This window comes from Thiobacillus sp. SCN 63-57 (genome assembly GCF_001725555.1).
Lineage (GTDB): Bacteria > Pseudomonadota > Gammaproteobacteria > Burkholderiales > Thiobacillaceae > Thiobacillus.
This window is the reverse complement of record NZ_MEGP01000003.1, coordinates 23,226-49,129: the sequence shown is the minus strand read 5'-3', so window position 1 is coordinate 49,129 and position 25,904 is coordinate 23,226. Positions and strand designations below refer to the sequence as shown.

The 25,904-nt window shown below is 63.6% G+C and carries 23 protein-coding genes; 14 read left to right on the top strand and 9 right to left on the bottom strand.

Annotated features, from left to right (window positions below; all coding sequences use genetic code 11):
• The first annotated feature begins 19 nt into the window (after positions 1-19).
• Together ABT23_RS01555 and ABT23_RS01550 are read left to right on the top strand one after the other, a co-directional pair.
• Positions 20-346, top strand: a complete 327-nt coding sequence (locus tag ABT23_RS01555; RefSeq protein ID WP_296630179.1) for a DUF2782 domain-containing protein — start codon at positions 20-22, stop codon at positions 344-346.
• Between the two features lie 48 nt (positions 347-394).
• Entirely contained in the window at positions 395-1,174 is a 780-nt protein-coding gene (locus ABT23_RS01550) for a BPSS1780 family membrane protein (protein WP_296630176.1), read from the top strand.
• Here ABT23_RS01550 and ABT23_RS01545 read toward each other — a convergent pair.
• Complete coding sequence (locus tag ABT23_RS01545; protein WP_296630172.1) at positions 1,150-3,339, bottom strand: UvrD-helicase domain-containing protein; 2,190 nt, start codon at positions 3,337-3,339, stop codon at positions 1,150-1,152. The genes ABT23_RS01550 and ABT23_RS01545 overlap by 25 nt on opposite strands.
• A 47-nt stretch (positions 3,340-3,386) precedes the next feature.
• Here ABT23_RS01545 and ABT23_RS01540 point away from each other — a divergent pair, with 47 nt between their 5' ends.
• Both ABT23_RS01540 and ABT23_RS01535 read left to right on the top strand, forming a co-directional pair.
• Positions 3,387-3,638, top strand: coding sequence for a MoaD/ThiS family protein (locus ABT23_RS01540; RefSeq protein ID WP_296630169.1), 252 nt, complete (start codon positions 3,387-3,389; stop codon positions 3,636-3,638).
• Between the two features lie 117 nt (positions 3,639-3,755).
• Positions 3,756-7,493, top strand: a complete 3,738-nt coding sequence (locus tag ABT23_RS01535) for a PAS domain S-box protein (protein ID WP_296630166.1) — start codon at positions 3,756-3,758, stop codon at positions 7,491-7,493.
• Between the two features lie 83 nt (positions 7,494-7,576).
• Here the strand turns inward: ABT23_RS01535 and ABT23_RS01530 are convergent, their stop codons facing one another.
• The 3 genes from ABT23_RS01530 to ABT23_RS01520 form a co-directional block, all read right to left on the bottom strand.
• Positions 7,577-8,464: a phosphoribulokinase gene (locus tag ABT23_RS01530; RefSeq protein ID WP_296630164.1), complete on the bottom strand. Its 888-nt coding sequence runs from the start codon at positions 8,462-8,464 to the stop codon at positions 7,577-7,579.
• A gap of 163 nt (positions 8,465-8,627) precedes the next feature.
• Positions 8,628-9,119, bottom strand: coding sequence for a heme-binding protein (locus ABT23_RS01525; protein ID WP_296630161.1), 492 nt, complete (start codon positions 9,117-9,119; stop codon positions 8,628-8,630).
• A 9-nt stretch (positions 9,120-9,128) separates the two neighbouring features.
• Positions 9,129-10,082, bottom strand: coding sequence for a TraB/GumN family protein (locus tag ABT23_RS01520; RefSeq protein WP_296630156.1), 954 nt, complete (start codon positions 10,080-10,082; stop codon positions 9,129-9,131).
• A 110-nt stretch (positions 10,083-10,192) separates the two neighbouring features.
• Between ABT23_RS01520 and leuS the strand changes: the two genes are divergently transcribed.
• From leuS to ABT23_RS01470, 10 genes are all read left to right on the top strand, one after another.
• Positions 10,193-12,766 carry a leucine--tRNA ligase gene (gene leuS / locus ABT23_RS01515; protein WP_296630153.1) on the top strand — a complete coding sequence of 858 codons (2,574 nt, stop codon included), beginning with the start codon at positions 10,193-10,195 and terminating at the stop codon, positions 12,764-12,766.
• On the top strand, positions 12,763-13,275 hold the full coding sequence (gene lptE / locus ABT23_RS01510; RefSeq protein WP_296630150.1) for an LPS assembly lipoprotein LptE: 513 nt from the start codon (positions 12,763-12,765) through the stop codon (positions 13,273-13,275). Before leuS ends, lptE begins: the two co-directional genes overlap by 4 nt.
• Entirely contained in the window at positions 13,259-14,299 is a 1,041-nt protein-coding gene (holA, locus tag ABT23_RS01505) for a DNA polymerase III subunit delta (protein ID WP_296630147.1), read from the top strand. The genes lptE and holA overlap by 17 nt, the downstream gene beginning before the upstream one ends.
• Positions 14,296-15,576 carry a glutamate-5-semialdehyde dehydrogenase gene (locus tag ABT23_RS01500; protein WP_296630145.1) on the top strand — a complete coding sequence of 427 codons (1,281 nt, stop codon included), beginning with the start codon at positions 14,296-14,298 and terminating at the stop codon, positions 15,574-15,576. The genes holA and ABT23_RS01500 overlap by 4 nt, the downstream gene beginning before the upstream one ends.
• Positions 15,577-15,580: 4 nt before the next feature.
• Positions 15,581-16,231, top strand: a complete 651-nt coding sequence (gene nadD / locus ABT23_RS01495) for a nicotinate-nucleotide adenylyltransferase (protein ID WP_296630140.1) — start codon at positions 15,581-15,583, stop codon at positions 16,229-16,231.
• Positions 16,228-16,587, top strand: a complete 360-nt coding sequence (rsfS, locus tag ABT23_RS01490) for a ribosome silencing factor (RefSeq protein ID WP_296630137.1) — start codon at positions 16,228-16,230, stop codon at positions 16,585-16,587. The genes nadD and rsfS overlap by 4 nt, the downstream gene beginning before the upstream one ends.
• A 15-nt stretch (positions 16,588-16,602) precedes the next feature.
• Positions 16,603-17,073, top strand: coding sequence for a 23S rRNA (pseudouridine(1915)-N(3))-methyltransferase RlmH (gene rlmH / locus ABT23_RS01485; protein WP_296630134.1), 471 nt, complete (start codon positions 16,603-16,605; stop codon positions 17,071-17,073).
• A 284-nt stretch (positions 17,074-17,357) separates the two neighbouring features.
• Positions 17,358-17,969 carry a nucleoside triphosphate pyrophosphatase gene (locus ABT23_RS01480; protein WP_296630132.1) on the top strand — a complete coding sequence of 204 codons (612 nt, stop codon included), beginning with the start codon at positions 17,358-17,360 and terminating at the stop codon, positions 17,967-17,969.
• Between the two features lie 117 nt (positions 17,970-18,086).
• Positions 18,087-19,538, top strand: coding sequence for a ribonuclease G (gene rng / locus ABT23_RS01475; protein WP_296630128.1), 1,452 nt, complete (start codon positions 18,087-18,089; stop codon positions 19,536-19,538).
• A gap of 8 nt (positions 19,539-19,546) precedes the next feature.
• Positions 19,547-20,164 (top strand): DNA-3-methyladenine glycosylase, encoded by a 618-nt coding sequence (locus ABT23_RS01470; protein ID WP_296630125.1) that lies wholly within the window; start codon positions 19,547-19,549, stop codon positions 20,162-20,164.
• 20 nt (positions 20,165-20,184) lie between these two features.
• Here ABT23_RS01470 and ABT23_RS01465 read toward each other — a convergent pair whose 3' ends face one another.
• The 5 genes from ABT23_RS01465 to ABT23_RS01445 form a co-directional block, all read right to left on the bottom strand.
• Positions 20,185-20,949, bottom strand: coding sequence for a sulfite exporter TauE/SafE family protein (locus ABT23_RS01465; protein ID WP_296630123.1), 765 nt, complete (start codon positions 20,947-20,949; stop codon positions 20,185-20,187).
• Positions 20,950-20,991: 42 nt separating this feature from the next.
• Positions 20,992-21,708 (bottom strand): ABC transporter ATP-binding protein, encoded by a 717-nt coding sequence (locus ABT23_RS01460; protein ID WP_296630120.1) that lies wholly within the window; start codon positions 21,706-21,708, stop codon positions 20,992-20,994.
• A 16-nt stretch (positions 21,709-21,724) separates the two neighbouring features.
• Positions 21,725-23,680 (bottom strand): branched-chain amino acid ABC transporter ATP-binding protein/permease, encoded by a 1,956-nt coding sequence (locus ABT23_RS01455; RefSeq protein WP_296630116.1) that lies wholly within the window; start codon positions 23,678-23,680, stop codon positions 21,725-21,727.
• A gap of 5 nt (positions 23,681-23,685) precedes the next feature.
• Positions 23,686-24,564: a branched-chain amino acid ABC transporter permease gene (locus tag ABT23_RS01450; protein ID WP_296630114.1), complete on the bottom strand. Its 879-nt coding sequence runs from the start codon at positions 24,562-24,564 to the stop codon at positions 23,686-23,688.
• Positions 24,565-24,629: 65 nt separating this feature from the next.
• The gene (locus tag ABT23_RS01445) at positions 24,630-25,853 is read right to left on the bottom strand and encodes an ABC transporter substrate-binding protein (protein WP_296630110.1); all 1,224 of its coding nucleotides are present in this window, start codon (positions 25,851-25,853) and stop codon (positions 24,630-24,632) included.
• Positions 25,854-25,904: the final 51 nt, after the last annotated feature.

Here is a 25,904-nt window from a genome sequence, read left to right as displayed (position 1 = left end):
CTTGATTCCGGAGCCTGCCATGCGTTATTCCGTTTTGTTGTTGACCCTGCTGTTGAGCGGCCTGGCCGTCGCCGCCGGCCCGTCCGACCGGCCGCCCGGGCTCACGCCCGTCCCCGACGGCCCACCGGGCCCCGGCGATGCGCCACCCGTGACCATCAAGCCGAGCAGCCAGGGTGGGCGCGTGATCGAATATCGCGCCCACGGCAAGCTTTATATGCTGAAAGTCATTCCCAAGGTCGGCAAGCCGTATTACCTCATCGATGAAAAGGGCGACGGCCAGTTTGCTCGCCAGGACAGCCTCGATTCCGGGATGCGGCCGCCGATGTGGGTGATCAAGGAATGGTGATCACGGCGTTCTGAATCTTTGCATGCGGCGTCGGTTAAAATCGGCCGCATGAATACTGCTTCCGATCAAGACGTCCCGCGCAAGGTCGCGGCCAGCCAGGGTTTCCAGTGGGTGGTCGCGGGCTTCCGCCTGTACCGAAAAAACCCCCTGTTGTTGTCGGCCGCGTTCGGCTTGATGTTCGGCGCGATCATGGGGCTCGGCCTCATCCCGCTGGTGGGCGGTTCGCTGTCGGATCTGGCCTCGCCCTTGATGGTGGCAGGCTTCATGGCGGCGTATCGCGCACTCGATCGGAGCAAGGAACTCGAGTTGCCGCATTTCCTGGCGGGGGTGCGCGGACCGGTGATTCCGCTGATGACGGTTGGTGCAGTGCAGCTGCTGGGTGCGCTGGTGATCGGCCAGATCATGCTTGCCATGGGCTTCGACCCGCAGACCGTGATGGACACCGCCAAAGGCGGCAAGGCCTCGCCGGCCGAGATGCAGGCCATGATGAATCAGGCGCTGCCTGCCGTGCTGGTCGGCATGGCGCTGTTTGTCCCGCTGATCATGGCCACCTGGTTCGCTCCCGCGCTGATCCTGTTCGGTGGCGCCCGCCCGGCCACCGCGCTGGGCGTGAGCCTCAAGGCCGTTGCCCGCAACTGGCTGGCGATGCTGACCAACAGCATCGCGCTCGGCCTGCTGCTGTTCATCGCCGCGCTGGTGCCGCTGCTGCTCGGCCTGCTGGTTGCAATGCCGGTGCTGTTCGGTTCGCTGTATGCCTCGTACCAGGCGATTTTCGCGGTATGGGCAGACGATACCGCACCGGTTCAGGCAGGCGACAGTTTGGCGTAGGCCAACGCGAGCCACTTCGTCCCGGCGTCGCGAAATTTCACCTGTACCCGTGCGTCCGCGCCGCGCCCTTCGAAATCGATGATGATGCCGGTACCGAATTTGGCGTGGGCGACGCTTTGCCCCACCTTGTAGCCGGTGTCGTTGCCCGGGGCTGGCGTGCCATAGCGACCGGTGGTCTGCTGGACGCCTGACGGATAGGCGGAATCGCGGCGGTTGAGGTTGAGCAAGACCTGTTCCGGCAGTTCGTCGAGAAAACGCGACGGCAGGCTGTAGCGGATCTGCCCATGCAGCATGCGCGACTGCGCGTGCGACAGGTACAGACGCCGCCGCGCGCGGGTGATCGCTACGTACATCAGCCGCCGTTCCTCTTCCAGGCCGTTCTCCTCATGGGCGCTCTGCTCGTGCGGAAACAGGCTTTCCTCCAGCCCGGTGATGAACACCGCGTGGAATTCCAGTCCCTTGGCGGCATGGACCGTCATCAGCTGCAGCGCGTCGTGCCCGGCGCCGGCCTGGTGTTCTCCGGCTTCCAGCGCGGCGTGGGCGAGAAAACGATCCAGTTCGGACGGCGCCTCGGTTGGAACAGAACCGTCCGGTGTTGCTTCGGGCACATCCGAAAGCCCGCCTTCTTCCGAAAACAATGCAGCGGCGTTGATCAGTTCGTTGAGGTTTTCCAGGCGATCGGCGCCGTCCTTGTCGGCACGGTAGTAATCCGCCAGGCCGCTGGCCTCGATGACATGGTCGATCACCTCGGCCAGCGGCAGATCGGCGGTGGCCTGCTTGATCTCCTCGATCAGCTTGGCGAAGCCGGCGACCTTGCCGCTGCTGGTGCACGCAGCCTGCCACAGGCTGCTGCCCGAACGCGCGGCGTGGTCGGCGAGCTGTTCCAGCGTGCGTGCGCCGATGCCGCGTGCGGGAAAGTTGACCACGCGCAGGAAGGCGCCGTCGTCTTCCGGGTTGGTCAGGAGACGCAGGTAGGCCAGCGCGTGCTTGATTTCCTGGCGCTCGAAAAAGCGCAGGCCGCCGTACACGCGATACGGCACGTGGGCGGAAAACAGCGCGTGTTCCAGTACCCGTGACTGCGCGTTGGAACGATACAGCAGCGCCATGTCTGACAGCGCCACCCCCTCGCGATTGAGCGCCTTCACCTCGTCGACCACGAAACTCGCCTCGTCCTGGTCGGAGTAAGCCTCGAAGATGCGAATCGGCTCACCCTCGCCTTCCGCGGTCCACAGGTTCTTGCCGAGGCGGTGGGCGTTCTGCGAGATCAGTGTGTTGGCGGCGGTGAGGATGTGGCCGTGGCTGCGGTAGTTCTGCTCCAGCTTGATGACGTTGCCGTGCGCGAACTCACGCTCGAACTCGGCCATGTTGGCGGTGTTGGCGCCGCGAAAGGCGTAGATCGACTGGTCGTCGTCACCGACCGCGAACAAGGCGGTGTGCGGGCCGGCGAACAGCTTCAGCCAGCGGTACTGCAGCGTGTTGGTGTCCTGGAATTCGTCGATCAGGATGTGCTTGAAACGGTCGCGGTAATGCTGGCGCAGCGGCTCGTTGCGGTACAGGAGCTCATAGGAACGCAGCAGCAGCTCGGGAAAATCCGCCACGCCCTCGCGCTGGCATTGCGCGTCGTAGGCCTCGAACAGCTCGGCCATCCGTATCGAGTATTCGTCGAAGGCCTCGGCGTCGCGTGCGCGCCGGCCGGCTTCCTTGTGGCTGTTGATGAACCACTGCACTTTTTTCGGCTCGTATTTCTCGGTGTCGACGTTCATCGCCTTCATCAATCGCTTGATCGCCGACAGCTGGTCCGAACTGTCCAGGATCTGGAACGACTGCGGCAGCCCCGCCTCGCGCCAGTGCGTGCGCAGCAGCCGGTTGGCCAGCCCGTGGAAGGTGCCGACCCACATGCCGCGTGTATTGATCGGCAGCATGGCCGAGATGCGGGTGAGCATTTCCTTCGCCGCCTTGTTGGTGAAGGTCACCGCGAGGATGCCGTGCGGCGACACCTGGCCGGTCTGGATCAGCCACACGATGCGTGTGGTCAACACCCGCGTCTTGCCCGAGCCGGCGCCTGCCAGAATCAGCGCAGATTCGTGCGGCAGTGTCACCGCAGCGCGCTGTTCGGGATTGAGGCTTTCCAGCAGATGCTTGTGCCCTTCAGGGGAGGCGGACATACGGGGGTAAAATCAGACAGTCAATCGCAGATTATAAAGGTCTACAGATGGTGAAAATTTTGTTTTTTGGCGATCTCGTGGACACGCTTGGCATGGTGTCAGACGAGATCGCCCTGCCGCCCGACGTGACCGACGTCGAGCGCCTGTTGTTCGTGTTGTCCCAGCGCGGCGAAATATGGAAAAAAATGCTGCTCGGCAATCCCAAGCTGAACGTCACGATCAACAAGCAGTTCGTTGAAAAATCGTCGCCCGTCAAGGACGGAGACGAGGTCGCCCTGGTCGGGTTCGCGATGATCTGAATGCGCGGCCCCGGTTTGCCGTCGCCTGTGCGGAAAGACCGACTATGATGTGGCAGTTGGATGGCGTTACACCACGATTACCGAGGATCCTTGTTCATGACGATGGGGTCGAGCGCAATGGCGGTTCCAGACACGCACCATCTCAACCGTCCGCTGCTTGTGGGCGTGATTGTTTTTCTCCTCTCCGCCATCGTGTCGGGTGCGCTCGTCTGGCAGTTTGAACAGAATTCCCGGGAATCCGAACGTGCGCGCGTGGCCCGTCTTGCCGCCGACCATGTGCATTCGATCGAATACGCCATCGAGCACGCGCTGTCTGCCAGCCAGACCCTGGCGGCCCTGGTGCGCCAGGGACAGGGGCGCGTCCCCGATTTCGCGTCCCTGGCTGCGACGATCCTGCCGTTATATCCCGGCGTATCCGCGCTGGCACTGGCGCCTGACGGAATTGTCCGGGACATGGCGCCCGGCAACCGGGCCGGCATCGGCCTGGATCTGCTGAATGCCCCGGCGCTTCGCGACGACGCCTTGCGCGCCCGCGACAGCGGCAAGCTGACCCTCGCCGGGCCGCTTGAACTGGCGATCGGCGGAACGGGGATCGTAGGACGTTTGCCGGTGTTCCTTGAAGACAGGACGGGACATCCGTTATTCTGGGGATTCACCATGGTCGTGATGCGCCTGCCGGGGGCGCTCGATCAGGCCCATCTGAGCCATCTCGACGACGAGGGCCTGGCCTATGAACTGTGGCGCGTCCAGCCGGGCAGCGGGAAAAAGCAGGTCATCCTTCGTTCCTCGAGCATGTCGCTCGTCAATCCTGTCGTGCAGGCTGTACAGGTCCCCAATGCCACCTGGATGCTGAGCGTGGCACCGGCCGCAGGATGGGCGCAGCCGTTCAGGCTCTCGGGCATGACCGTGCTGGCGCTGGTGTTCAGTCTGATGCTGGGCTACCTGGTCTGGCTTCTGTTTGTGTTGAAAGCGCACAAACAACTGCTCGAGGCGCGTGTCGAGCAGCGCACCGCCGAAATCCTGATGACGCAGCGCAAGCTGCGGGCCACGCTCGATGCCATTCCCGACCTGGTCTGGCTGAAGGATTCGGAAGGGGTCTTTCTGGATTGCAATCCGATGTTCGCGCACTTCGTCGGCGCCAGCGAAGCTGATATCGTCGGCAAGACCGACTACGATTTCGTCGACAAGGAACAGGCGGATTTTTTTCGCGCGCACGATCGCACGGCCATGGAGGCCGGAAAGCCGAGCGTCAACGAGGAATGGCTGAACTTCGCCGACGGTGGTGGCGGATTGTTCGAGACGGTCAAGACGCCCATGTTCGATACGGCGGGGCGGCTGGTCGGCGTGCTGGGCATCGCCCGAGACATCACCGCCCGGGTCGAGGCGGAACGGGCCCTGCGCGATTCGCAGGAGCGCACCCAGCAATACCTGAATGTCGCCGGCGTGATGCTGGTTGCGCTGAACATCGCGGGGTGCGTCGAGCTCGTCAATCGCAAGGGCTGTGAAATGCTGGGCGTGCCGGAGACGGACATTCTCGGCAAGGACTGGTTTGAGCATTTCCTGCCTGAACGCATACGAAACGAGGTCAGGGCCAGGTTCGCCCAGATGCTGGAAGGGAATGTCACACCGGTCGAATACACGGAGAATGCGATCCTGGCCCAGGGCGGAGAGGAGCGCATCGTGGCCTGGCATAACGCGGTCCTGCGGGACGCAGCGGGCAGAGTGAAGAGCGTGCTTTCTTCCGGGGAGGATATTACCGAGCGCAAGCGGGCGGAACAGGCGTTGCGCGACTCGCGGGAGCGTCTTCAACTGCTGCTCGATTCGATGGCGGAGGCCGCCTACGGTGTGGATTTCGAGGGAAAGTGTACGTTTGCCAACCGCGCTTTCCTGCACATACTGGGCTACCAGGATGAGCGGGAAGTGCTGGGCAAGTCCACCCACGACCTGATTCATCATTCCTATCATGATGGGCGCGCTTATCCGGAAAGCGAATGCAAGATGCATCGCGCCTACCTGTCCAACCAGGCGGTCAATGTGTCCGACGAGGTGTTCTGGCGCAAGGATGGCACGCCGATTCCGGTCGAATACTGGTCCAATCCCATCGTCGTCGACGGTGTGACGGTAGGTGCGATCGCGACGTTCGTCGACATCAGCAAACGCAAGCAGGCCGAGGCGCAAGTCAGTCTCGCGGCCAAGGTATACGAGCAAAGCGGCGAGGGCATCATGATCACCGACGCCCAGCACAACCTCGTGATGGTCAACCAGGCATTCACTGCGATCAGCGGCTATAGCGAGGCCGACGTGCTGGGGCGAAATCCGCGCATGCTGTCCTCGGGACGTCACGACAAGGCGTTCTACGCGGCGATGTGGGCCGACATCGCCGCACACGGCCGCTGGCAGGGCGAGGTCTGGAATCGCCGCAAGGACGGCAGCCTGTACCCGGAGCTGCTCTCGATCATCCAGGTGCGCGACGAGAAGGGCGAAGTAAGCCACTACATCGGTATTGCAAGCGATATCACCCAGCGCAAGGCGGCACAGGCGCACATCCAGCGTCTTGCGCATTTCGACCCCCTTACCGGGCTACCGAACCGCGCACTGCTTGGCGACCGCATCAGCCATGAACTCAGTGCAGCCCAGCGTAATGGCACGCAGGTTGCCATCCTGTTCGCCGATCTCGACCACTTCAAGAATGTCAACGACACGTTGGGCCACCGCATTGGCGACGAATTGCTGATCACCGTCGCCGGCCGCCTGAAAGACGCCATACGCGACGTGGACACGGTTTCACGCCAGGGTGGCGACGAATTCATCCTGATCCTGCCCACCACCGATAGCGGCGGCGCGGCACATGTGGCCGAAAAACTGCTGGAAGCCGTGGCACAGCCTTACCAGATCGAGGGGTTTGAACTGGGCGTGACGCTGTCCATCGGCATTGCCATGTATCCCAGTGATGGCGAGGACTTCGAGGCGCTCTCCAAATGTGCCGATGCCGCCATGTATCGCGCCAAGCACGACGGGCGCAATACCTACCGTTTTTTCACTGCGGAAATGCAGGCGCGCTCGGCACGCAATCTGCAGATGGAAAACGCCTTGCGCCGCGCACTGGAACGCAACCAGCTGAGCCTGCACTACCAGCCCCAGTTTTCATTGCATGACGGAGGGCTCATCGGCGTGGAGGCACTGCTACGCTGGGAGCATCCCGAGATCGGCACGATCGCGCCAGCCGAGTTCATCCCGATTGCGGAAGAAAGCGGACAGATTCTGCCGATCGGCGAATGGGCCATGCGCAGTGCCGTGCAGCAGATGAAAGCCTGGGTGGATGGGGGGCTGGCGCCCATGGCCATGGCGGTCAATCTGTCGGCCGTGCAGTTCCGCCATCCCCATCTGCCTGAACGGGTCAGCCAGATCCTTGAAGAAGTCGGGCTGCCGCCGCAGTACCTGGAACTGGAGCTGACCGAAAGCGTGGCGATGGATGACGCGCCGGCAGCCATCGCGATCATGGACAACCTGTATGAACGCGGTATTCGCATGTCGATCGACGACTTCGGAACCGGGTATTCCTCCCTGAGCTATCTGAAACGTTTCAAGGTCCATCGCCTTAAGATCGACCAGTCCTTCGTCAGGGGGATCGCCGAGGACCCGGAAGATCGTGCCATCGTCAGCGCCATCATCCGTCTGGCAGACAGCCTGGGATTGCTCACCATCGCAGAAGGCGTCGAGACGGACGGTCAGTTGACTTTCCTGCACGAACAGGGATGCCGCGAGGTGCAGGGGTATTACTTCAGCAAACCGCTTGAGGCTAGCCGGTTCGAAGCGTTTGCGCGCACAGCGTATCCTACGGCTTGGCAAGGATGAATTTCTCGATGCCAAATGAAAACGGAGCCGCCTGGCTCCGTTTTCGTTTGGGGCGAGACCGGTCACAACCGGCCCCACTGTGTTTACTTGTTCTTGTTCGCGATCATGTCCTGGATCAGCGGCGCCAGGATCAGTTCCATGGCGAAGCCCATTTTGGCGCCCGGCACCACGATGGTGTTGCGGCGCGACATGAAGGAGTTCGGGATCATGTTCAGCAGGTAGGGGAAATCGACGCCCTTCGGTTCGCGGAAGCGGATCACGATGAAGCTCTCGTCCGGCGTCGGGATGTCGCGTGTGATGAAAGGGTTGGAGGTGTCGACGGTGGAGACACGCTGGAAGTTGATGTCGGTGCGCGAGAACTGCGGCGTGATGTAGTTCACGTAGTCCGGCATGCGGCGCAGTATGGTGTCGACGATGACGTCGGCCGAATAGCCGCGCTCGGCGCCGTCGCGATGGATCTTCTGGATCCACTCGAGGTTGACGATGGGTACCACGCCGATGCCGAGGTCGACGTGCCTGGCAACGTCGACGTCGTCGGTCTTCACCAGGCCGTGCAGGCCTTCATAGAACAGCACGTCGGAGCCGGCGGGCACGTCTTCCCACGGGGTGAACTCGCCCGGGTTGAGACTGGTGTTGAGGCGCTTGTTGTGCTCGGCGGCTTCTTCGTCGCTGTGAATGTAGTAGCGCTTCTTGCCGCCGCCGGTCTTGCCGTAGGTTTCGAACAGTTCGGCCAGCTTGGCGAAGTGGTTGGCCTCCGGGCCGAAGTGGCTGAACGACATGTTGCCTTCGGCTTCGGCTTTTTTCACGGCTTCCTTGAATTCCACCCGCGACAGGGCGTGGAAGCTGTCGCCTTCGATGACGGCGGCATTGATTTTTTCGCGGAAGAAGATGTGCTCGAACGCGCGCTTGACGGTGGTGGTGCCGGCGCCGGATGAACCCGTGACCGCAATGACGGGATGCTTCTTGGACATGCTGGGACTCCCTGAAGAGGTATGAGAATGAAAGCGAAACGCGCCATTTTAACCGCAAGGCGTAGGCCGTGGTAGTAGCGACGGCGCATGCGCTCGCGGGCGCGTTAAGGAGTCGTGGGTGGCAACAAACGCGCAGCCAGCGCGGGCGTCTCGCCGTAATGCGCTACGAGGCGAATTCCAGGCGTTCCTCGACTTTCTGCAGGGCGGCGGCGGCGCAGGCGGCGTCCTTGTCGCCGCCGGGTGCGCCCGACACCCCGACCGCGCCGATCAGGCTGCCGGCAGCCCGGATCGGCAGGCCGCCTTCCATCACGATGAGGCCGTCGATATGGTTGAGTTCAGGACGGATGTCGCCGCGAGCGGCGCGGAATTCGCCGGAATCGATGCCGGACATGATGCTCATGCCGGCCTTGCGTTCGGCGATTTCGAGGGTGTGGCGCGCCGCCAGTGTGTCGCGCAGTGCGGCCTGAACGTTGCCGGCGCGATCGAGTACGACGGCGGATACGTTATATCCCTGCCCCCGGCAGGCTTCGACAGCGCCCATGGCGATGTCGCGCGCGAGTTCGAGACTGATCTGCTTGACCGGCAGGACGTCGGGCTGGGCGGCGGCAGCCGGGAAGGCGAGAGCGATCAACGTGGGCAAAAGCAGGTTTTTCATGGGGCCTCCTCAGGGGTAAAGGTTCTTGATGCGATAACCGCGCATTGCCAGCAACGCAGGCACGCCGTCCGCGCCGGTCAGGTGCAGGGCGCCGATGGCGACAAAGGGCTGGCGGCCTGCGGCGAGCATGCGGTCGATGCTCGCCGCCATGTGACGGTTGCGTTCGGTAAACAGTTTTTGCTGCATCCAGCGTGCCGAACGCGGGTTCTCGCGCATCGATGCCAGCGATTGCTGCTGCAGGGCCTGCGCATCGCTATCGAGCCAGGCATCGACGAGTGCCTGGGTGTCGCCACGTAGCCGGCCCTGCTCCAGCATTCGGAGTGTTTCATCGAGAAAGGCGAGTTGTTCCTGGCGCGTGGTGCTGTCGAAAAGCTCGAGCTGATAGTCGATGCTTTCCAGTTCATCGATCGGCTTGTTGAGCCCCTTCGCCAGTGCGATCAGGTACAGATCGGTGGCATAGGCCGGCTCGAAGCCCGATGCCTGCATGGCGCCCATCATGATCGATAACGCGGCCATCCAGGGTTTGTATGCCTGAAGCGAGTCGCGAGGGATCCCCAGGGTGTCGAGCTGGGTTTGCAGCCGTTTCCGGAGGGAGGGGGACAGCAGGGAATCGAGACGTTGGGAATCGGGCAGGACGGCATGACGCTGCACGGCGGCTTGCATCTTGTCGCCCTGGGTGGCGTCGAGTTCGACCACCAGTTCGCTGGATTGCGCCAGGGCCTGGGTGACGACGAGGTCGAGCGGAAAGAAATTCGGCCTGCCGACGTGTATCGTGCCGAAAAGATAGGCGGTCTTCCCGTCCCGGCTGACTTCGTAAAGCAGTCCCCGGCTGGGCGCAGACTTGAGCTGCTGCAGGACATCGGTTGAAGCGGCCGGGGCTTCTGCCGGCGGCGGATCCGCCCAGGCGAATTGCCACCCGGCCAGCAGCCACAGCAGAATCAGGCGAAGCGTTCGACAGGGCATGCGGTTTCTCCCGGGTGCACCGAAAATAGCGTCATCCTGCCATGCGGCGGCCGCATGAAGGCGATAGGTATAATCGCCCACCAGCATTTTCACTATTTTGAGCGGTTTTGATGCAAGAAAAATACCTTCCCTCGGAAATCGAGCGCGCCGCGCAAGCGCAATGGGCGGCCAACCAGGTCTACCGCGCCCGCGACGCGTCCGATCGCCCCAAATACTATTGCCTGTCGATGTTCCCCTATCCGTCGGGCAAGCTGCACATGGGCCACGTGCGCAACTACACCATCGGCGACGTGCTGGCGCGCTACCACGCCCTGCGCGGTTTCAACGTGATGCAACCGATGGGCTGGGACGCCTTCGGCCTGCCGGCGGAGAACGCCGCCATCGCCAACAACGTGCCGCCCGCCGCCTGGACCTACGCCAACATCGACCACATGCGCACGCAGCTGCAGGCGCTGGGCTTCGCGATCGACTGGTCGCGCGAACTGGCCACCTGCAAGCCCGACTACTACCGCTGGGAGCAGTGGCTGTTCACCCGCCTGTTCGAGAAGGGCGTGATCTACAAGAAGATGGCCACCGTCAACTGGGACCCGGTCGACCAGACCGTGCTGGCCAACGAGCAGGTGATCGAGGGCCGAGGCTGGCGCTCTGGCGCGCTGGTCGAGAAGCGCGACATCCCGATGTATTTCTTCCGGATTACCCAATATGCCGACGAGCTGCTGAGCGGTCTGGACCATCTGCCGGGCTGGCCCGAGCGCGTCAAGACCATGCAGGCCAACTGGATCGGCAAGAGCGTCGGCGTGCGCTTCGCCTTCCCCTATCAGATGGACGGCAAGGACGAGCAGCTGTGGGTGTTCACCACCCGCGCCGACACCATCATGGGCGTGACCTTCTGCGCCGTCGCCGCCGAGCATCCGCTCGCCACTCGCGCCGCTGCCGACAACCCCGCGCTCGCTGCGTTCATCAATGAGTGCAAGCAGGGCAGCGTCGCCGAGGCCGACATGGCGACGATGGAAAAGAAGGGCATGGACACCGGCCTTAAGGTGACGCATCCGCTCACCGGCGAACAGGTGCCCGTCTGGGTCGGCAACTACGTGCTGATGAGCTACGGCGAAGGCGCGGTGATGGCCGTGCCGGCGCACGACGAGCGCGATTTTGGCTTCGCGCAGAAATACGGCTTGCCGATCAAGCAGGTGGTTGGGGTCGAAGGCGAAACCTTCTCGCTCGACGCCTGGCAGGAATGGTATGGCGACAAGGCGCGCGGTCGCTGTGTCAATTCCGCTAAATACGACGGCCTCGGCTACGAGGCCGCGGTCGACGCCATCGCCGCCGACCTCGCCGCGCTGAACCTCGGCGAGAAGAAAACCCAGTTCCGCCTGCGCGACTGGGGTATTTCGCGCCAGCGCTACTGGGGCTGCCCCATCCCCATCATCCACTGCGACGCCTGCGGCGACGTGCCGGTGCCGGCCGAGCAGCTGCCGGTGGTGCTGCCCGAGGACGTGGTGCCCGACGGTTCCGGCAACCCGCTCAACAAGCGCGCCGACTTTGTTAATTGCACATGCCCGAAGTGCGGCGGCGCGGCGCGGCGCGAGACCGACACCATGGATACCTTCGTCGAGTCGTCGTGGTACTACGCGCGCTATGCCTGCCCTGATTTCGCCGGCGGCATGCTCGATGCGCGGGCCAACCAGTGGCTGCCGGTCGATCAGTACATCGGCGGCATCGAGCACGCGATCCTGCACCTGCTGTACGCGCGCTTCTTCCACAAGCTGATGCGCGACGAGGGGCTGGTGGCGAGCGACGAGCCGTTCGCCAATCTCTTGACGCAGGGCATGGTCGTCGCCGACACCTATTACCGCGAGGCGGCCGACGGCAAGAAGACCTGGTTCAACCCGGCCGACGTCGAAACGAAGGATGGCGTGGCGATCCTGAAATCCGACGGCCAGCCGGTGGTCGTCGGCGGCACCGAGAAGATGTCGAAGTCGAAGAACAACGGCGTCGACCCGCAGGCGCTGATCGACCAGTATGGCGCCGACACCGCGCGCCTGTTCACCATGTTCGCGGCGCCACCGGAACAGAGCCTGGAATGGTCGGATGCAGGCGTAGAGGGCGCGCACCGCTTCCTCAAGCGCCTGTGGAAGATGGCCTACGAGCACGTGCAGGGTGGTGTGGTCGCGGCATTCGCCGGCGGTGAGCTGTCCGACGCAGCCAAAACCCTGCGTCGCCAACTGCACCAGACCATCCAGAAAGTCAGCGACGATATTGAACGCCGCAAGCAGTTCAACACGGCGATCGCCGCGGTGATGGAATTGATGAATGCGCTGGCGAAGCTGGAGGGCGACGACGCCGTCACCCGCAGCGTGCGCCAGGAAGTGCTCGAAGCCGCTGTTGCCCTGCTGGCGCCGATCGTGCCGCATATCGCTGAATCCCTCTATGCCGAACTCAAGCCGGGCGCCGTGCTGGCGTGGCCGGCGTTCGACGAATCTGCACTCGTACAGGACGAAATCGAACTGATGCTGCAGGTCAACGGTAAGCTGCGCGGGCAGATCCGCGTGGCGGCGGCGGCCGACAAGACGGCGATCGAGGCCGCCGCGCTGGCGAGCGACGCGGCCCAGAAATACCTGGAAGGCCAGCCGCCGAAAAAAGTGGTGGTGGTGCCCGGGCGTTTGGTTAATATCGTGCTATGAACCGACGACTCTTCCTTGCGGCCGTGCCGGCGCTCCTCGCGACCGGGTGCGGCTTCCAGCTGCGCCGCTATGACGGTATCCCGTTTGCCACCCTGTATGTCGACGCGCCGGCCGGCAGCCTGGTCGCGCAGCGCATCCGGAACAGCCTGACCTCGAACAAGAAAACCCGGCTGGCGGCGAGTGCGGGCGAAGCCGAGGCGGTGCTCAAGATCAGCCAGGAAGAACGCACCAAGATCATTCTTTCCTTGTCCGGGGCGGGACGCGTTACCGAATATCGCCTGGGTCTGCGGCTGACGTATTCAGTCAACGACAAGGCGGGGAAACGTCTGGCGGCGCCCGAGGTTCTCGAACTCACGCGCGATATCACTTACGACGACACCAAGGTGCTGGCCAAGGGCGCGGAAGAGCAGTTGCTGTATCGCGATATGGACGACAACGCCGCCCAGCGGATCGTGCGCCGTCTGCAGGCGATCAAGCCCAGTCCAGCAGCCGATGAACATCCCGGCTGAACGCCTGCCCGAGCAGCTTGCGCGCGGCTTGGCCGCGCTTTACGTGGTGGTGGGCGACGAGCCCCTGGCGGCACAGGAGGCGGGCGACGCCATTCGTGCGGCGGCCCGCGCAGCGGGACACAGCGAACGCAACGTGTTTACGGCGCAGGGGCGCACCAACTGGCAGGGCATTTTTGCCAGCGGCGATAATTTCTCGTTGTTCGGCGAACGCCGCCTGACCGAAATCCGCATTCCCTCCGGCAAGCCCGGCGTCGACGGCGCCAAGGCATTGGAGACCTACGCCGGCCGCCTGCCGGCCGATACGCTTACGCTCATCAGCCTGCCGGGACTGGACTGGAAGACCATGCAAAGCCGCTGGTTCGCGGCGCTCGCCAAAAGCGGTGTGGTCGTCGAGGCGCGACCCGTCGATCGCGCCGCCTTGCCTAACTGGATCGATCGGCGGTTGGCCCGGCAGGGCCTGCGCGCCGAACGCGCTGCGCTGGATTTTCTGGCCGACCAGGTCGAGGGTAATCTGTTGGCCGCCCAGCAGGAAATCGACAAACTCGCGCTGTTGCTGCCGCCAGGAACGGTGACGCTGGCCGATGTCGAACATGCGGTGGTCGATGTCAGCCGGCTCGAAGCCGATGCGCTGCAGGATGCGCTGTATGCGGGTGACGGCGTACGATTTGCGCAGGTGGTCATCGATCTCAGGGATGCTGGCGAAGCGGTACCGGCCATCCTGTGGCAGGTGTCATCGGCAGTGCAGTTGCTCCTCAGGCTAAAATTGGCGCTGGCACAGGGCGACAGCCTGTCCGGTTTGATGCGCACGCTCTGGGGGCGCGACAAGCAGCGTGCACCGCAGATCGAGCGGGCGCTGAAACGCCTGAGCCTGGCGCAGGTCGAAACCGCACTGGCCGATCTGGCGCTGATCGACCGCCAGGCGAAGGGACTGGAACGCGTGGGCGACCCCTGGGATACGCTGCTGCGCGTGGGTATGACACTGGCTGGACCTGATTCCGGGCAGCCAGGGAACAGGACAAGATGATGGATGTGAAAAGCTATATGCAGACGGTGGGCAAACAGGCGCGCGAAGCTTCGCGCATGATTGCCCGTGCCGACACCAACCAGAAGAACCGTGCCCTGCAGGCCATGGCGATGGCGATCCGGCGCGATGCCGCAAAATTGCTCGAGGCCAATATGCGCGACATGGAGCATGCACGCAGTTCGGGCTACGATACGGCGCTGCTCGACCGTCTGCAGCTGACCGACAGGACCATAGCGGGCATGGCCGATGGCCTGGAACAGATTGCCGCACTGCCCGACCCGATCGGCGAGATCGACGGCCTCAAGTACCGCCCTTCCGGCATCCAGGTTGGCAAGATGCGGGTGCCGCTCGGTGTCATCGGCATCATCTACGAAGCGCGCCCCAACGTGACGGCGGACGCCGCCGGGCTGTGCCTCAAATCCGGCAACGCGGCGATCCTGCGCGGCGGTTCCGAAGCACTGCACTCCAACCAGGCGATCGCCGCCTGCGTGCGCGAAGGGCTGGAAGCCGCCGGGTTGCCCGCGACCGTGGTACAGGTGATCGAGACCACCGACCGCGCCGCGGTGGGCGAACTCATCACCATGAAGGATTACGTCGACGTCATCGTGCCGCGCGGCGGCAAGGGCCTGATCGAGCGCATCACCGGCGAAGCGCGGGTGCCGGTGATCAAGCATCTGCACGGTAACTGCCATGTGTACGTCGACGACCGCGCCGATCTGGCGAAAGCCGTGAAAATCGTCGAGAACGCCAAGACGCAGCGCTACGGCACCTGCAACACCGCGGAATCATTGCTGGTGGCGCGCGGAGTCGCCGCGACGGTGCTGCCCGAGATCGGGAAAATGCTGACGGGCAAAGGGGTGGAAATGCGCTGCTGTCCCGAGGCGCTGGGCATCCTGATGGGTGCAGGTGTCGCGGCGGACAAGCTGAAGGCTGCGGTGGACACCGACTGGGACGAGGAATATCTCGGCCCCATCATTGCAGTGAAAATGGTTGACGATGTCGACGCTGCGATGACCCACATCAACACCCACGGTTCGCACCATACCGATGCCATTGTCACCGAGGACTATGGCCGGGCGCGGCGTTTCCTGCGCGAGGTCGATTCGGCCAGCGTGGTGGTCAACGCCTCCACCCGTTTTGCCGACGGCTTCGAATACGGCCTGGGCGCGGAGATCGGCATTTCCACCGACAAGATCCACGCACGCGGCCCGGTCGGCCTGGAAGGCCTGACCAGCCAGAAGTGGGTGGTATTGGGAGATGGGCACGTCCGCGGATAAGGCCATGTCGCCCATCGGCGTGATGGGCGGCACCTTCGACCCCATCCATTTCGGCCACCTGCGCCTGGCGGAGGACATGGCCGATGCCCTGGCCCTTGAGCGCGTCCTGTTCATCCCTGCCGGGCAGCCGCCGCACCGCGATGCGCCGCGTACGGCGGCCGGCCATCGGCTGGAAATGGTGCGTCGCGCGATCGATGGCAATCCGCGCTTTGTGGCAGATGCGCGCGAGGTGCAGCGCCCACAGCCAAGCTACACGGTCGACACACTCATGGCCTTGCGTGCCGAGCTGGGCCAGCAGCAGCCGCTCTGGCTGCTGCTGGGGGCGGATGCGTTTCTCGGCCTGCCCGGCTGGCACGACTGGCGGGGGCTATTCGAACTGGCGAATATTGCCGTGGCGACCCGGCCCGGTGCACAGTTGCTGCAGCCGGGCGCCATAATGGAGCCCTTGAAAAGCGAAGTGACGCAACGTCAGGTCGCCAGCCGCAATCCGGCCGCCCAGCCGGCCGGTGCGATACTGCTGCGCGCAACCCCGCTGCTGGACATTTCGGCTACCGCGATCCGCGGCATGCTCGCCCGACACGACAGTGCGCGTTACCTGCTTCCCGACGCCGTGCTGGATTACATTCACGAATACCAACTTTACGCATGCACATGAATATTGAAGAGAAAGTTAAACTGATCGTCGCCGCCCTTGAAGACATCAAGGGCCAGGACGTCGCCGTGCTCGATACCAGCAAGCTCACCTCGCTGTTCGAACGCATGGTGATTGCCAGCGGCACGTCCAACCGTCAAACACGCGCGCTTGCCGACAATGTGCGCGTCAAGATGAAAGAGGCGGGCGAATACGTGGGCAACACGGAAGGCGAGGACACGGGCGACTGGGTGCTGCTGGACCTGGGCGAAGTGATCGTCCATGTCATGCAGCCCGCCGCACGTGCCCATTACAATCTGGAAGAACTGTGGGGCGCGGGCGAAGCAGCGCGCGCGCGGCACATCCAAGCCGACCACTAGGATTGGCGTGGCCCGATGAAACTCCATGTGATCGCCGTCGGCCACAAGATGCCTGGCTGGATCGATGCGGGCTACGATGATTACGCGCGGCGTATGCCGCCGGACATGCCGCTGCTCCTGAATGCGATCAAGCCCGGGCATCGGGTGGCAGGAGAGGATGGGTCACGTGCGCGTCAGCTGGAGGCCGAGCGTATCCTGGCCGGGTTGCCTGCGGGCTGTGTGCCGGTAGTGCTCGACGAGCGCGGCACGCAGGCGACCACGCGCGAACTCGCGGCATGGCTGCAAGGCTGGATGGCGGAGGGACTGTCGCCGGCATTTGTCATCGGCGGGGCGGACGGTCTTGACGCCAGCGTGAAGACGCGTGCCGGCAAGCTGCTGGGCCTGTCAAAACTGACCTTGCCGCATGCGCTGGCGCGGGTGCTGCTGGCCGAGCAGTTGTATCGTGCCGTATGCATCATCAAGGGCCATCCCTACCATCGGGATTAGGGCGTGGTAACACTAATTTCACGCCCGCGACGAGGCCGATTCGGGATGCAGCCCACGAAGCGAGACGGGCCGCAGTGTCATTTACTGCAAGCGGCTCGCGACAAAGGGATGCGCCCGAATCAGCCCGTCCCTCCGGGTTGCCGCGAGAAAGCGCGTCTGCGGCGTTGCGCCGCTTGGCAAGGGATGGCCCTTGCCAGCGCAACGCGCCTTGCATCCATCGCTTTCTCGCGGCAACGCGGGTGCGAAATTAGTGTTACCACGCCCTAGGGGGAATAACGAGAATCATGCTGGTCGACAAACGAATCTATCTGGCGTCCCAGTCGCCGCGGCGGCGCGAGCTTCTGAAACAGATCGGGGTGGCCTTCGACGTGCTGGCGCTGCGTGCGGTGGCGGGTCGCATGGACGTCGTCGAGGTTCCGCGCGCAAATGAGGTGGCGTCCGATTTCGCACAGCGCATGGCAATCGAAAAGGCTGCCTGCGGCTGGCGCGCAGTGGACGCCCGCCGTCTGTTGCGTTTTCCCGTGCTGGGTGCGGACACGGTGGTCGAGCTTGACGGCGCCATTCTGGGCAAGCCGGCCGATCGCGCCGGCGCTGAAGCCATGCTGATGCGCTTGTCGGGGCGTACGCATCAAGTACACACCGCTGTGGCGGTACAGCACGAAGACCGGATGGAAATGCGCCTGTCTTCCAGCCAGGTCAGACTGGCCGAGCTCGATGCGGCGGCCATCGGCCGCTACCTGGAAACCGGTGAATACCTCGGCAAGGCGGGCGCGTACGGCATCCAAGGGCGCGCCGGCGCGTTCGTCGAGCATATCGACGGCAGCTACAGCGGCATCATGGGCCTGCCGTTATATGACACAGCCATTTTATTGAGGACCTTCGGTCTCGCTGTCTGAGCGATATTTAACCAAACCTTTCCTAAATCAAAACCGAGGCCCGCTTTCCGGGCGCGCCACGCGGTTGCCGTGGATGTTTGCGTCGGTTTTGATTTAGCAATGGATCCAGCATTTGCCATGAGCGAAGAAATCCTCGTCAACGTCACGCCGCAGGAAATCCGTGTTGCCGTGCTGCACCTGGGCGCGGTACAGGAACTGCATATCGAACGCGCCCAGTGTCGCGGCCTGGTGAGCAACATCTATATGGGACGCGTGGTGCGCGTGCTGCCGGGCATGCAGTCGGCCTTCATCGACATCGGGCTGGAGCGCGCCGCCTTTCTTCACGTGGCTGATATATGGGAAGAACGTCACAACGGCGAAGCGGAACGCCCGATCGAGCAGATCCTGCACGAAGGGCAGAGCCTGATGGTGCAGGTGATCAAGGACCCGATCGGAACCAAGGGTGCGCGCCTGTCCACCCAGATCAGCTTCGCCGGCCGTTACCTGGTCTACCTGCCGCAGGAAACCCACATCGGCATCTCGCAGAAGATCGAAGGCGAGGAAGAGCGCGAGCACCTGCGCCAGAAACTGCATCAATTGATGCCGGAAGACGCCACCGGTGGCTTCATCGTGCGCACCATGGCCGAAACTGCGCAAGACATCGAGATGCAGGCGGACATCGACTATCTGCGGCGGCTGTGGAGCAGCATCCAGTCTCGCGGCAACTGCGCGGTGCCCTGCCTGCTGTACCAGGATCTCGATCTGTCGCTGCGCGTGCTGCGCGATTTCGTCAATCGCGACACCAGCCGCATCCTGATCGACTCGCGCGAAACCTATCAGCGCATGGCGGAGTTCGCGAAAAACTATACGCATGCGGTGCACGACAAGCTGCAGCACTATGGTGCCGACCGGCCGCTGTTCGACCTGTATGCCATCGAGGATGAAATTGCTAAGGCACTGGGGCGGCGCGTCGACCTGAAGTCGGGCGGCTATCTCATCATCGACCAGACCGAGGCGTTGACCACGGTCGACGTCAACACCGGCGGCTTCGTCGGCGCGCGCAATTTCGACGACACCATCTTCAAGACCAATCTCGAGGCCGCGCAAGCCATCGCACGCCAACTGCGTCTGCGCAACCTCGGCGGCATCATCATCATCGACTTCATCGACATGGACAACGCGGAGCATCAGGACGCGGTGCTGACCGAGCTGAAGAAAACCCTGGCGCGCGATCCCACCCGGACTACCGTCAGCGGATTCTCCACGCTGGGTCTGGTCGAGATGACCCGCAAACGGACGCGGGAGTCGCTGGCGCATGTGCTGTGCGAACCCTGCCCCACCTGCGCCGGACGGGGTGAAATCAAGACCGCGCAGACCGTATGCTACGACGTGCTGCGCGAAATCCTGCGCGAGGCGCGCCAGTTCGGTGCGCGTGAATACCGCATCGTCGCCGCGCAAAGCGTGATCGACCTGTTTCTCGACGAGGAATCCGGCAGCCTCGCCCAACTCATCGACTTCATCGGCAAGCCGGTGTCGCTGCAGGTCGAGACGACCTATCCGCAGGAGCAGTACGACATCATCCTGCTGTGAAAACCCGGGTGCAACCGACCTACTGGCACCAGGCCTGCACCGAACTCGGCGCAGGCGATCCGGTGATGGCAGGGCTGATCGCGCGTTATCCCGATGCGGTGCTGGGCAACCGCGGCGACCCTTTCCAGACGCTCGCGCGCGCCATCGTCGGCCAGCAGATTTCGGTCAAGGCTGCCGACAGCGTATGGGCGCGTTTTGCCGAATTCGCCCGGCATGTGACGCCTGGGCATGTCGCCACGCTCGAATTGGACGGTCTGGCCGCGTGCGGCCTGTCGCGCCGCAAGGCCGAGTACCTGCGCGACCTGGCCGGGCATTTCGTCGATGGCCGCGTCGAGCCAGCGCGCTGGAAAAAAATGGATGATGAGGCGGTGATCGCCGAGCTCGTCGACGTACGTGGCATCGGCCGCTGGACGGCGGAGATGTTCCTGATCTTCAGCCTGCGCCGCCCGGATGTGTGGCCGGTCGACGACATCGGCCTGCAGAAAGCCGTCGCGGTGCATTATCTGGATGATGCGCGTCCCACGCCCCAGGCCTTGCGTGAGCATGGCGTGCGCTTCGCGCCCTGGCGTACCGTCGCTACCTGGTATCTGTGGCGAAGTCTCGATCCGGCGGTGGTGCAGTACTGAGATTGCCTGGCTCGTCGGACTCAGGCGTAAACCTTGAAGCCATAGACCGCGGTGAGCAGGCTGCCCAGTCCGATCACAGTGCCCTCCAGCCATCTCCGGGGAATGCGGCGTGCCAGGCGTCCTCCCAACACGCCTCCGACTATCGCGCCCGTCAGGGTGACCAAAGCGGGAATCCAGACGATCACGCTACTGGCCACCAGCAAAACCAGGGATACGGTGGTGATGCCCGTGGCGAGCAGATTCTTCACGCCGTTCAGCTCGTGCGTATCCTCAATGCCGGACAGTGTCAGGGTGGCAAGCAGCATGATGCCGAGCCCGGCATTGAAATAGCCTCCGTAGACGCCGAGTGTGAACGTGAGAAACGCGGCGAGTGCACCCTTTCCTCCGTGGTGTGTGGAAAAGAGCTGATGGCTGAAGGCCAGCATTGGCCCCTTGAAGGCGAAGGCGAGGGTGGCAGACAAGAGGAGCCAGGGGACGGCCTGCATAAAATAGCGGTCCGTGCTGTGAACCATCAACCAACCGCCAAACGCGCCACCACACACGGCCGCCGCCATCAGACGAGGCAATTCCTTGCGCCGCTGCCCGAGTTCCTTGCCATAGCTCAGCAAGGCCAGGGCATGGCCCGGCCAGATGGCGAAGGAGTTGGACGCATTGGCCGCTACGGGAGGAACGCCCACCGCAAGCAAGGCCGGGAAGGTAAAGAAGGTTCCGCCTCCTGCAATGGCGTTGGCCGCGCCACCGAGCACGCCCGCGCCGACCAGCAGGAGACCCTGCCAGATATCCATCAGGCCGGGTCGCGCTGGGAATCGGGCGCGGCGTCCAGACGATCAGCCCAGGTAGGCGGCGAGCACGCGCTCGTCCTCGCGCAGGTGGGCGGGGGTTCCTTCGATGGCGATGTGACCGCGGTCCATCACGTAGGCGTAGTCCGCCACTTCGAGGGCGCTCTTGGCGAACTGTTCCACCAGCAACAAGGTGATGCCGGTTTCCTTGAGACGGCGGATGGTGTGGAACACCTCCTGCACGATGATGGGGGCAAGCCCCATGGAGGGCTCGTCCAGCAGCATGACCTTGGGCTTGGACATCAGGGCGCGGCCGATCGCGAGCATCTGCTGTTCTCCGCCCGACAAGGTGCCGGCCGTCTGCAAGCGCCGTTCCTCGAGGCGCGGAAACAGTGCATAGATGTTTTTCAGGTCGGCGGCGGCTCGGGCGCGGAAGCCGAAGAACCGGGGCAGGCGGCCATAGGCACCCAGCAGCAGGTTGTCCTCCACCGTCAGGGGGCCGAACACCTTCCGTCCTTCCGGCGAATGCGCCAACCCGAGGCGGGCGATGTGGGCGGCATCCTGATCCTGGACCGGCCGTCCGTCCAGCAGCACGCGTCCGCGATTCGGCCGGATCATCCCGGATATCGCCCGCATGGTGGTGGTCTTGCCCGCGCCGTTCGCCCCGATTAGGGCCACCACCGTGCCCGCTTTCACTTCAAGCGACACGCCGACGAGCACTTCGCTCGTCCCGTATCCTGCATGCAGATTCTCGACCGTCAGCACAGCTCCGTCCTTCCCTTCATCCAGCCTGCGCGGGCACGGCGGCGCCTGCCGGATCGTCCACTACACCCAGATAGGCCTCGATCACCTTGGGATCGCGTTTGACCTGCTCCGCCGTTCCGGCGGCGATGATCTTGCCGCCATCGAGTACCGTCACGACCCCGCACAATTCGCTGATCACGTCCATGTGATGCTCGATCAGGATGATGCTGATGCCGCGTTCATGAATGCGCTTGATGATGTCCATCAGCTTGTTCACATCGGGATGGGCGAGCCCTGCCGCCGGCTCGTCTAGGATCAGCAGTTCAGGTTTGCGTGCCAGCGCGCGGGCGATTTCCAGGAAGCGCTGGTCACCGTAGGTAAGGTCCTTGGCCAGGCTGCGGGCCTGGTCTCCGAGTCCCACCAGCTCCAGCAAGGCCAGAGCGGCGGCACTGGCGCGTTTTTCTTCGGCCCGGGCCAGCCCCAACAGGACAAGCGGCAGCGGACTGCGGTAAACGTCCTTGAGCGCGACCATGACGTTGTCCAGGGCGCTGAGTTCGCCGAACAGCTGAAGGTTCTGGAAAGTGCGTGCCACGCCTGTCCGCGCCACCTTGAACAGGCTGCCGACGGGCAGGAGCTTGCCTCGCAGCAGCATGTCGCCGCCGGTCGGGACGTAGAGACCGGAAATGACGTTCACTGCAGTGCTCTTGCCGGAACCGTTGGGGCCGATCAGGCCGTGGATTTCTCCGGCCTGTACGGTCATGGACACCCCGTCCACGGCCTTGACACCGCCGAAGTACCGTTCCAGGCCGCGCAATTCCAGAAGCGCGCCGCCGTTCGCGGTCCGTTTGGGCAGGACGGTATCCAGCGAGGCCGGCGCCGGCAGGCGAGGCGGCTCGATGTGGAACAGCTTGGTCAGGAAACGGGCGGCGAAACCCATCAGGCCCTCCGGCAAACCCACCACTACGGAAAACAGCATCAGCGCGAAAATCGCCTTGCGCCAGTCCTCGGTGTTCTCCACGATCAGGCTGCCCACCATCAGAATGCCCATGGCCGCAACAGGCGCAAGGGCTTGGAACGGGCGGGTGGTCTTTTTCAGCAGGCCTTGTCCGCCTGCCGCCAGGGCGATCAGCAGCCCGATCGCGGAAAATATCTGGAACAGCCCCCGGTTGGATAGCAGATTGGGCAGCAGGGCGATCAGGGAAGCGCCCACCAGCGCGCCCCACAGGCTCTTGCGCCCGCCCAGCACCACGCCGAGGAGCAGGATCACCATCAGATCCCAACCGAAACTCTGCGGCTGCAGATACTGGAAGTTGAAGGCATACAGTCCGCCCGCCAGACCGCCCAGCCCGGACGCGAGGGCGAAGCCGGCGACCTTGTGGCGGTAGGTCCCGACGCCCATGGCATCGGTGGCGATGGGACTGTCGCGCAGGGCCTCGAAGGCGCGCCCCCATTGCGAAGACAGCAGGTTGCGCATCGCCATCCAGACCAGGGCGAGCAGCAGCAGGCACAGCCAGAAAAAGCCTGGCGCATCGAGCGTCATCCCCAGGAAGGGCGGCCGGCTGACCTGCAGGCCCTGAGCGCCCAAGGTCAGGCCTTCCCACTCATTCAAGACGGTCGCGCTAAGTGCCGAGAAGCTCAGGGTCGCCAGGGCGAACTGCGGGCCTTCCAGGCGCAGCGCGGGGAAGGCCAGCAAGGTGCCGAAGATGAGCCCCACGACGAGCGCCGCCGCCAGCGCCGCCAGCATGCCGAAGTCGAAATTGGCCACGCAGAGGCCGGCCGCATATGCGCCCAGGCCGAGAAAAGCGGCCTGGGCGAGGTTCACCTGGCCGAGATAGCCCACCGTGACGTCGAGACCGATCAACAGGATGCCGTAGATGGCGAGCAGCGTCAGCAAGCCCAGGACATAGCTGTTGTCCACCATCAGGGGAATCGCGGCAAGCAGCGCCAGGACGGCCAGTTCGGCGCCACGGATCAGAAGCAGGCGTTTCCACATATCCCTTACACCTTCCGGATGCTGGCTTTGCCGAACACCCCGTTGGGGCGCACGGCCAGCGCAAGAATGAGCAGAACCAGACCGGGCGCCTCACGCCAGCCGCTGCCGAGATAGAAACTGGTCAGGCTTTCCAGCGCGCCGAGGAACAGGCCGACCAGCACGATCCCGAATCCGGAATCGAGCCCCGCCACCACGGCCACCGAGAAGGCCTTGAGGATCAGTACCGAGGCCATGGTCGGTCCCACCGTGGTGATCGGCGCCACCAGGATGCCCGCCAGCGCCGCGACCAGACCCGACAGGCCGTAGGAGAGCTGGATCGTGCGGGTGGCCGAGATCCCCATCAACTGGGCGGCATCACGATCCGCCGACACCGCTTCGAACGCCTTGCCCAGCAAGGTCTTGCGCTTGAACAACTCCACCAGTCCCATGACCGCCAGCACGCCGATGGCTACCGACAGTTCCAGCGGGGTGACGTCGATGCCGAAGAAATGCAGGGGATCGGATGAAATCGGGGTGGGGAAGGGCCGGTCATCCCGGCCCCAGATGTTTTCGGCTGCCGAGAAACCCAGCAGGCCCAGGATGATGGTGAGCAGGATCCAGCCCTCGCCCTTCTGCTCCAGCGACAGGCGTACCGCCGCCCGTTCGACGAACAGGCCCAGCACCGCGCCGAACAGCATGCCTCCCGGGACCACCAGCCAGTAAGGCAGGCCGCTGTCGATGAGGGTCAGGCTGAAGAAGGCGGACAGCATGACCAGTTCGCCCTGGCCGAAGTTGATGCTCTTGCTGGTGGCGAAGGTCAACTGGAAGCCGTAGGCGATCAGCGCGTAGACCATGCCCATCAGCGCGCCACTCACGGCCAGCTGGACGATCAAAAGGGTATACATAGCGTGTGTCGTATTGGCTGTCGGCAGCCGGGGAGGGAATGATGCCCCTCCCCTTCTTGTTTATCTTATTTGCCCGCTTCCTTGATCAGGCGCTGGCGATCGGCCTTGTTGGCGAACACCACCCGGCCATCCTGGACCATCCCCATCACCACCTGAGCGCGGCGAAATGCCTCGTGGGTCTGCTCGTTGGCCGGATCCCATTTGCCGTAAGGCTGCTTCCAGGTGGCGATCACGCCTTTGACCGGATCGCGAAGATCCTCCAGGGCATCCTTGATCTTGTGGGTATCGGTGCTTTGTGCCTGCTTGACGGCGGCGGCGAAGACATAGACGGCGTCATAGCCCTGGGCGGCGGACATCGGCGAAGGAATGCGGGATACGCCGTAGGCCTTGTGGTAGCTGTCAATGAAGCTCTTGACCTTGGGTGTGATCGGATCCTCGATGAAGGTCTGCGGCATCAGGGTGCCATTGCCGTTCTTGCCCGCGTTGTCGATGTAGTTGGACATCGACAGGGTCCAGCCGCCGATCAGGGGCTGCTTCATCCGCAGCTTTGCCATGCCGTTGGACACGGCTGCCAGTTCCGGCCCGATGCCCCAGATCAGGATGCCCTGGGCGCCGCCGAACTTGGCTTTCAGCAACTGGGCGGTCATGTCCTTGTCGCCGATGTTGAATTTCTCGGTGGCCACCACCTGCAGCTTGTTGCCCTGCTTCTTGATCTGGTCGAGCAGGTCGTCACGTCCGGATACCCCGTAGTTGGTCGAGTCATGGAGGATCGCCACCTTGGTGAGCTTGCGGTTGATGGCTTCCTCCACCACCATGGCGGCCTGGATGCCGTCATCGGCGGAGAAGCGGAAGATGGACAGGTCCTTCACACCGGCCTTGCTCCACTGGGTCATGGAGGCGGAGCCTGCCGCCGGCGTGATGATCTTGGTGATACCTTTTTCCTGGAAATACTTGTCGCCCGCGAGGACGACACCGGTATTCACCGTTCCGATGACACCCGCGAGGTCGCCCATGGAAGACAGTTCCTGGGCAATCAGGGCGCCGCGCTCGTTCTTGCCTTCGTCGTCCCGCTCGACCACTTCGATCTTCATCTTTTGGCCGCCTACCTGGATGCCGCCGGCGCGGTTGATTTCCTCGATCGCCAGTTTGGCGCCGTCCCGCATGGACACGCCCATCGGGGCCGAGCCACCGGTATAGGGGCCGGTCAGGGCAATCTTGACCGTGTCCGCAGCGTACGCCTGGAGGCTGAACAAACCCGTCGTGAGAACAGCCAATATCGTTTTTTTCATGATCACAATCTCCGTCGAAAGTTGAACATACTTGTCAGGCCCCCCGGTCTG

Bases quoted from the DNA above. Each gene is read 5' to 3' on its own strand.
- ABT23_RS01555 (WP_296630179.1), top strand. From the start codon at position 20: ATGCGTTATTCCGTTTTGTTGTTGACCCTGCTGTTGAGCGGCCTGGCC.
- ABT23_RS01550 (WP_296630176.1), top strand. From the start codon at position 395: ATGAATACTGCTTCCGATCAAGACGTCCCGCGCAAGGTCGCGGCCAGC.
- ABT23_RS01545 (WP_296630172.1), bottom strand. From the start codon at position 3,339: ATGTCCGCCTCCCCTGAAGGGCACAAGCATCTGCTGGAAAGCCTCAAT.
- ABT23_RS01540 (WP_296630169.1), top strand. From the start codon at position 3,387: ATGGTGAAAATTTTGTTTTTTGGCGATCTCGTGGACACGCTTGGCATG.
- ABT23_RS01535 (WP_296630166.1), top strand. From the start codon at position 3,756: ATGGCGGTTCCAGACACGCACCATCTCAACCGTCCGCTGCTTGTGGGC.
- ABT23_RS01530 (WP_296630164.1), bottom strand. From the start codon at position 8,464: ATGTCCAAGAAGCATCCCGTCATTGCGGTCACGGGTTCATCCGGCGCC.
- ABT23_RS01525 (WP_296630161.1), bottom strand. From the start codon at position 9,119: ATGAAAAACCTGCTTTTGCCCACGTTGATCGCTCTCGCCTTCCCGGCT.
- ABT23_RS01520 (WP_296630156.1), bottom strand. From the start codon at position 10,082: ATGCCCTGTCGAACGCTTCGCCTGATTCTGCTGTGGCTGCTGGCCGGG.
- leuS (WP_296630153.1), top strand. From the start codon at position 10,193: ATGCAAGAAAAATACCTTCCCTCGGAAATCGAGCGCGCCGCGCAAGCG.
- lptE (WP_296630150.1), top strand. From the start codon at position 12,763: ATGAACCGACGACTCTTCCTTGCGGCCGTGCCGGCGCTCCTCGCGACC.
- holA (WP_296630147.1), top strand. From the start codon at position 13,259: ATGAACATCCCGGCTGAACGCCTGCCCGAGCAGCTTGCGCGCGGCTTG.
- ABT23_RS01500 (WP_296630145.1), top strand. From the start codon at position 14,296: ATGATGGATGTGAAAAGCTATATGCAGACGGTGGGCAAACAGGCGCGC.
- nadD (WP_296630140.1), top strand. From the start codon at position 15,581: ATGTCGCCCATCGGCGTGATGGGCGGCACCTTCGACCCCATCCATTTC.
- rsfS (WP_296630137.1), top strand. From the start codon at position 16,228: ATGAATATTGAAGAGAAAGTTAAACTGATCGTCGCCGCCCTTGAAGAC.
- rlmH (WP_296630134.1), top strand. From the start codon at position 16,603: ATGAAACTCCATGTGATCGCCGTCGGCCACAAGATGCCTGGCTGGATC.
- ABT23_RS01480 (WP_296630132.1), top strand. From the start codon at position 17,358: ATGCTGGTCGACAAACGAATCTATCTGGCGTCCCAGTCGCCGCGGCGG.
- rng (WP_296630128.1), top strand. From the start codon at position 18,087: ATGAGCGAAGAAATCCTCGTCAACGTCACGCCGCAGGAAATCCGTGTT.
- ABT23_RS01465 (WP_296630123.1), bottom strand. From the start codon at position 20,949: ATGGATATCTGGCAGGGTCTCCTGCTGGTCGGCGCGGGCGTGCTCGGT.
- ABT23_RS01455 (WP_296630116.1), bottom strand. From the start codon at position 23,680: ATGTGGAAACGCCTGCTTCTGATCCGTGGCGCCGAACTGGCCGTCCTG.
- ABT23_RS01450 (WP_296630114.1), bottom strand. From the start codon at position 24,564: ATGTATACCCTTTTGATCGTCCAGCTGGCCGTGAGTGGCGCGCTGATG.
- ABT23_RS01445 (WP_296630110.1), bottom strand. From the start codon at position 25,853: ATGAAAAAAACGATATTGGCTGTTCTCACGACGGGTTTGTTCAGCCTC.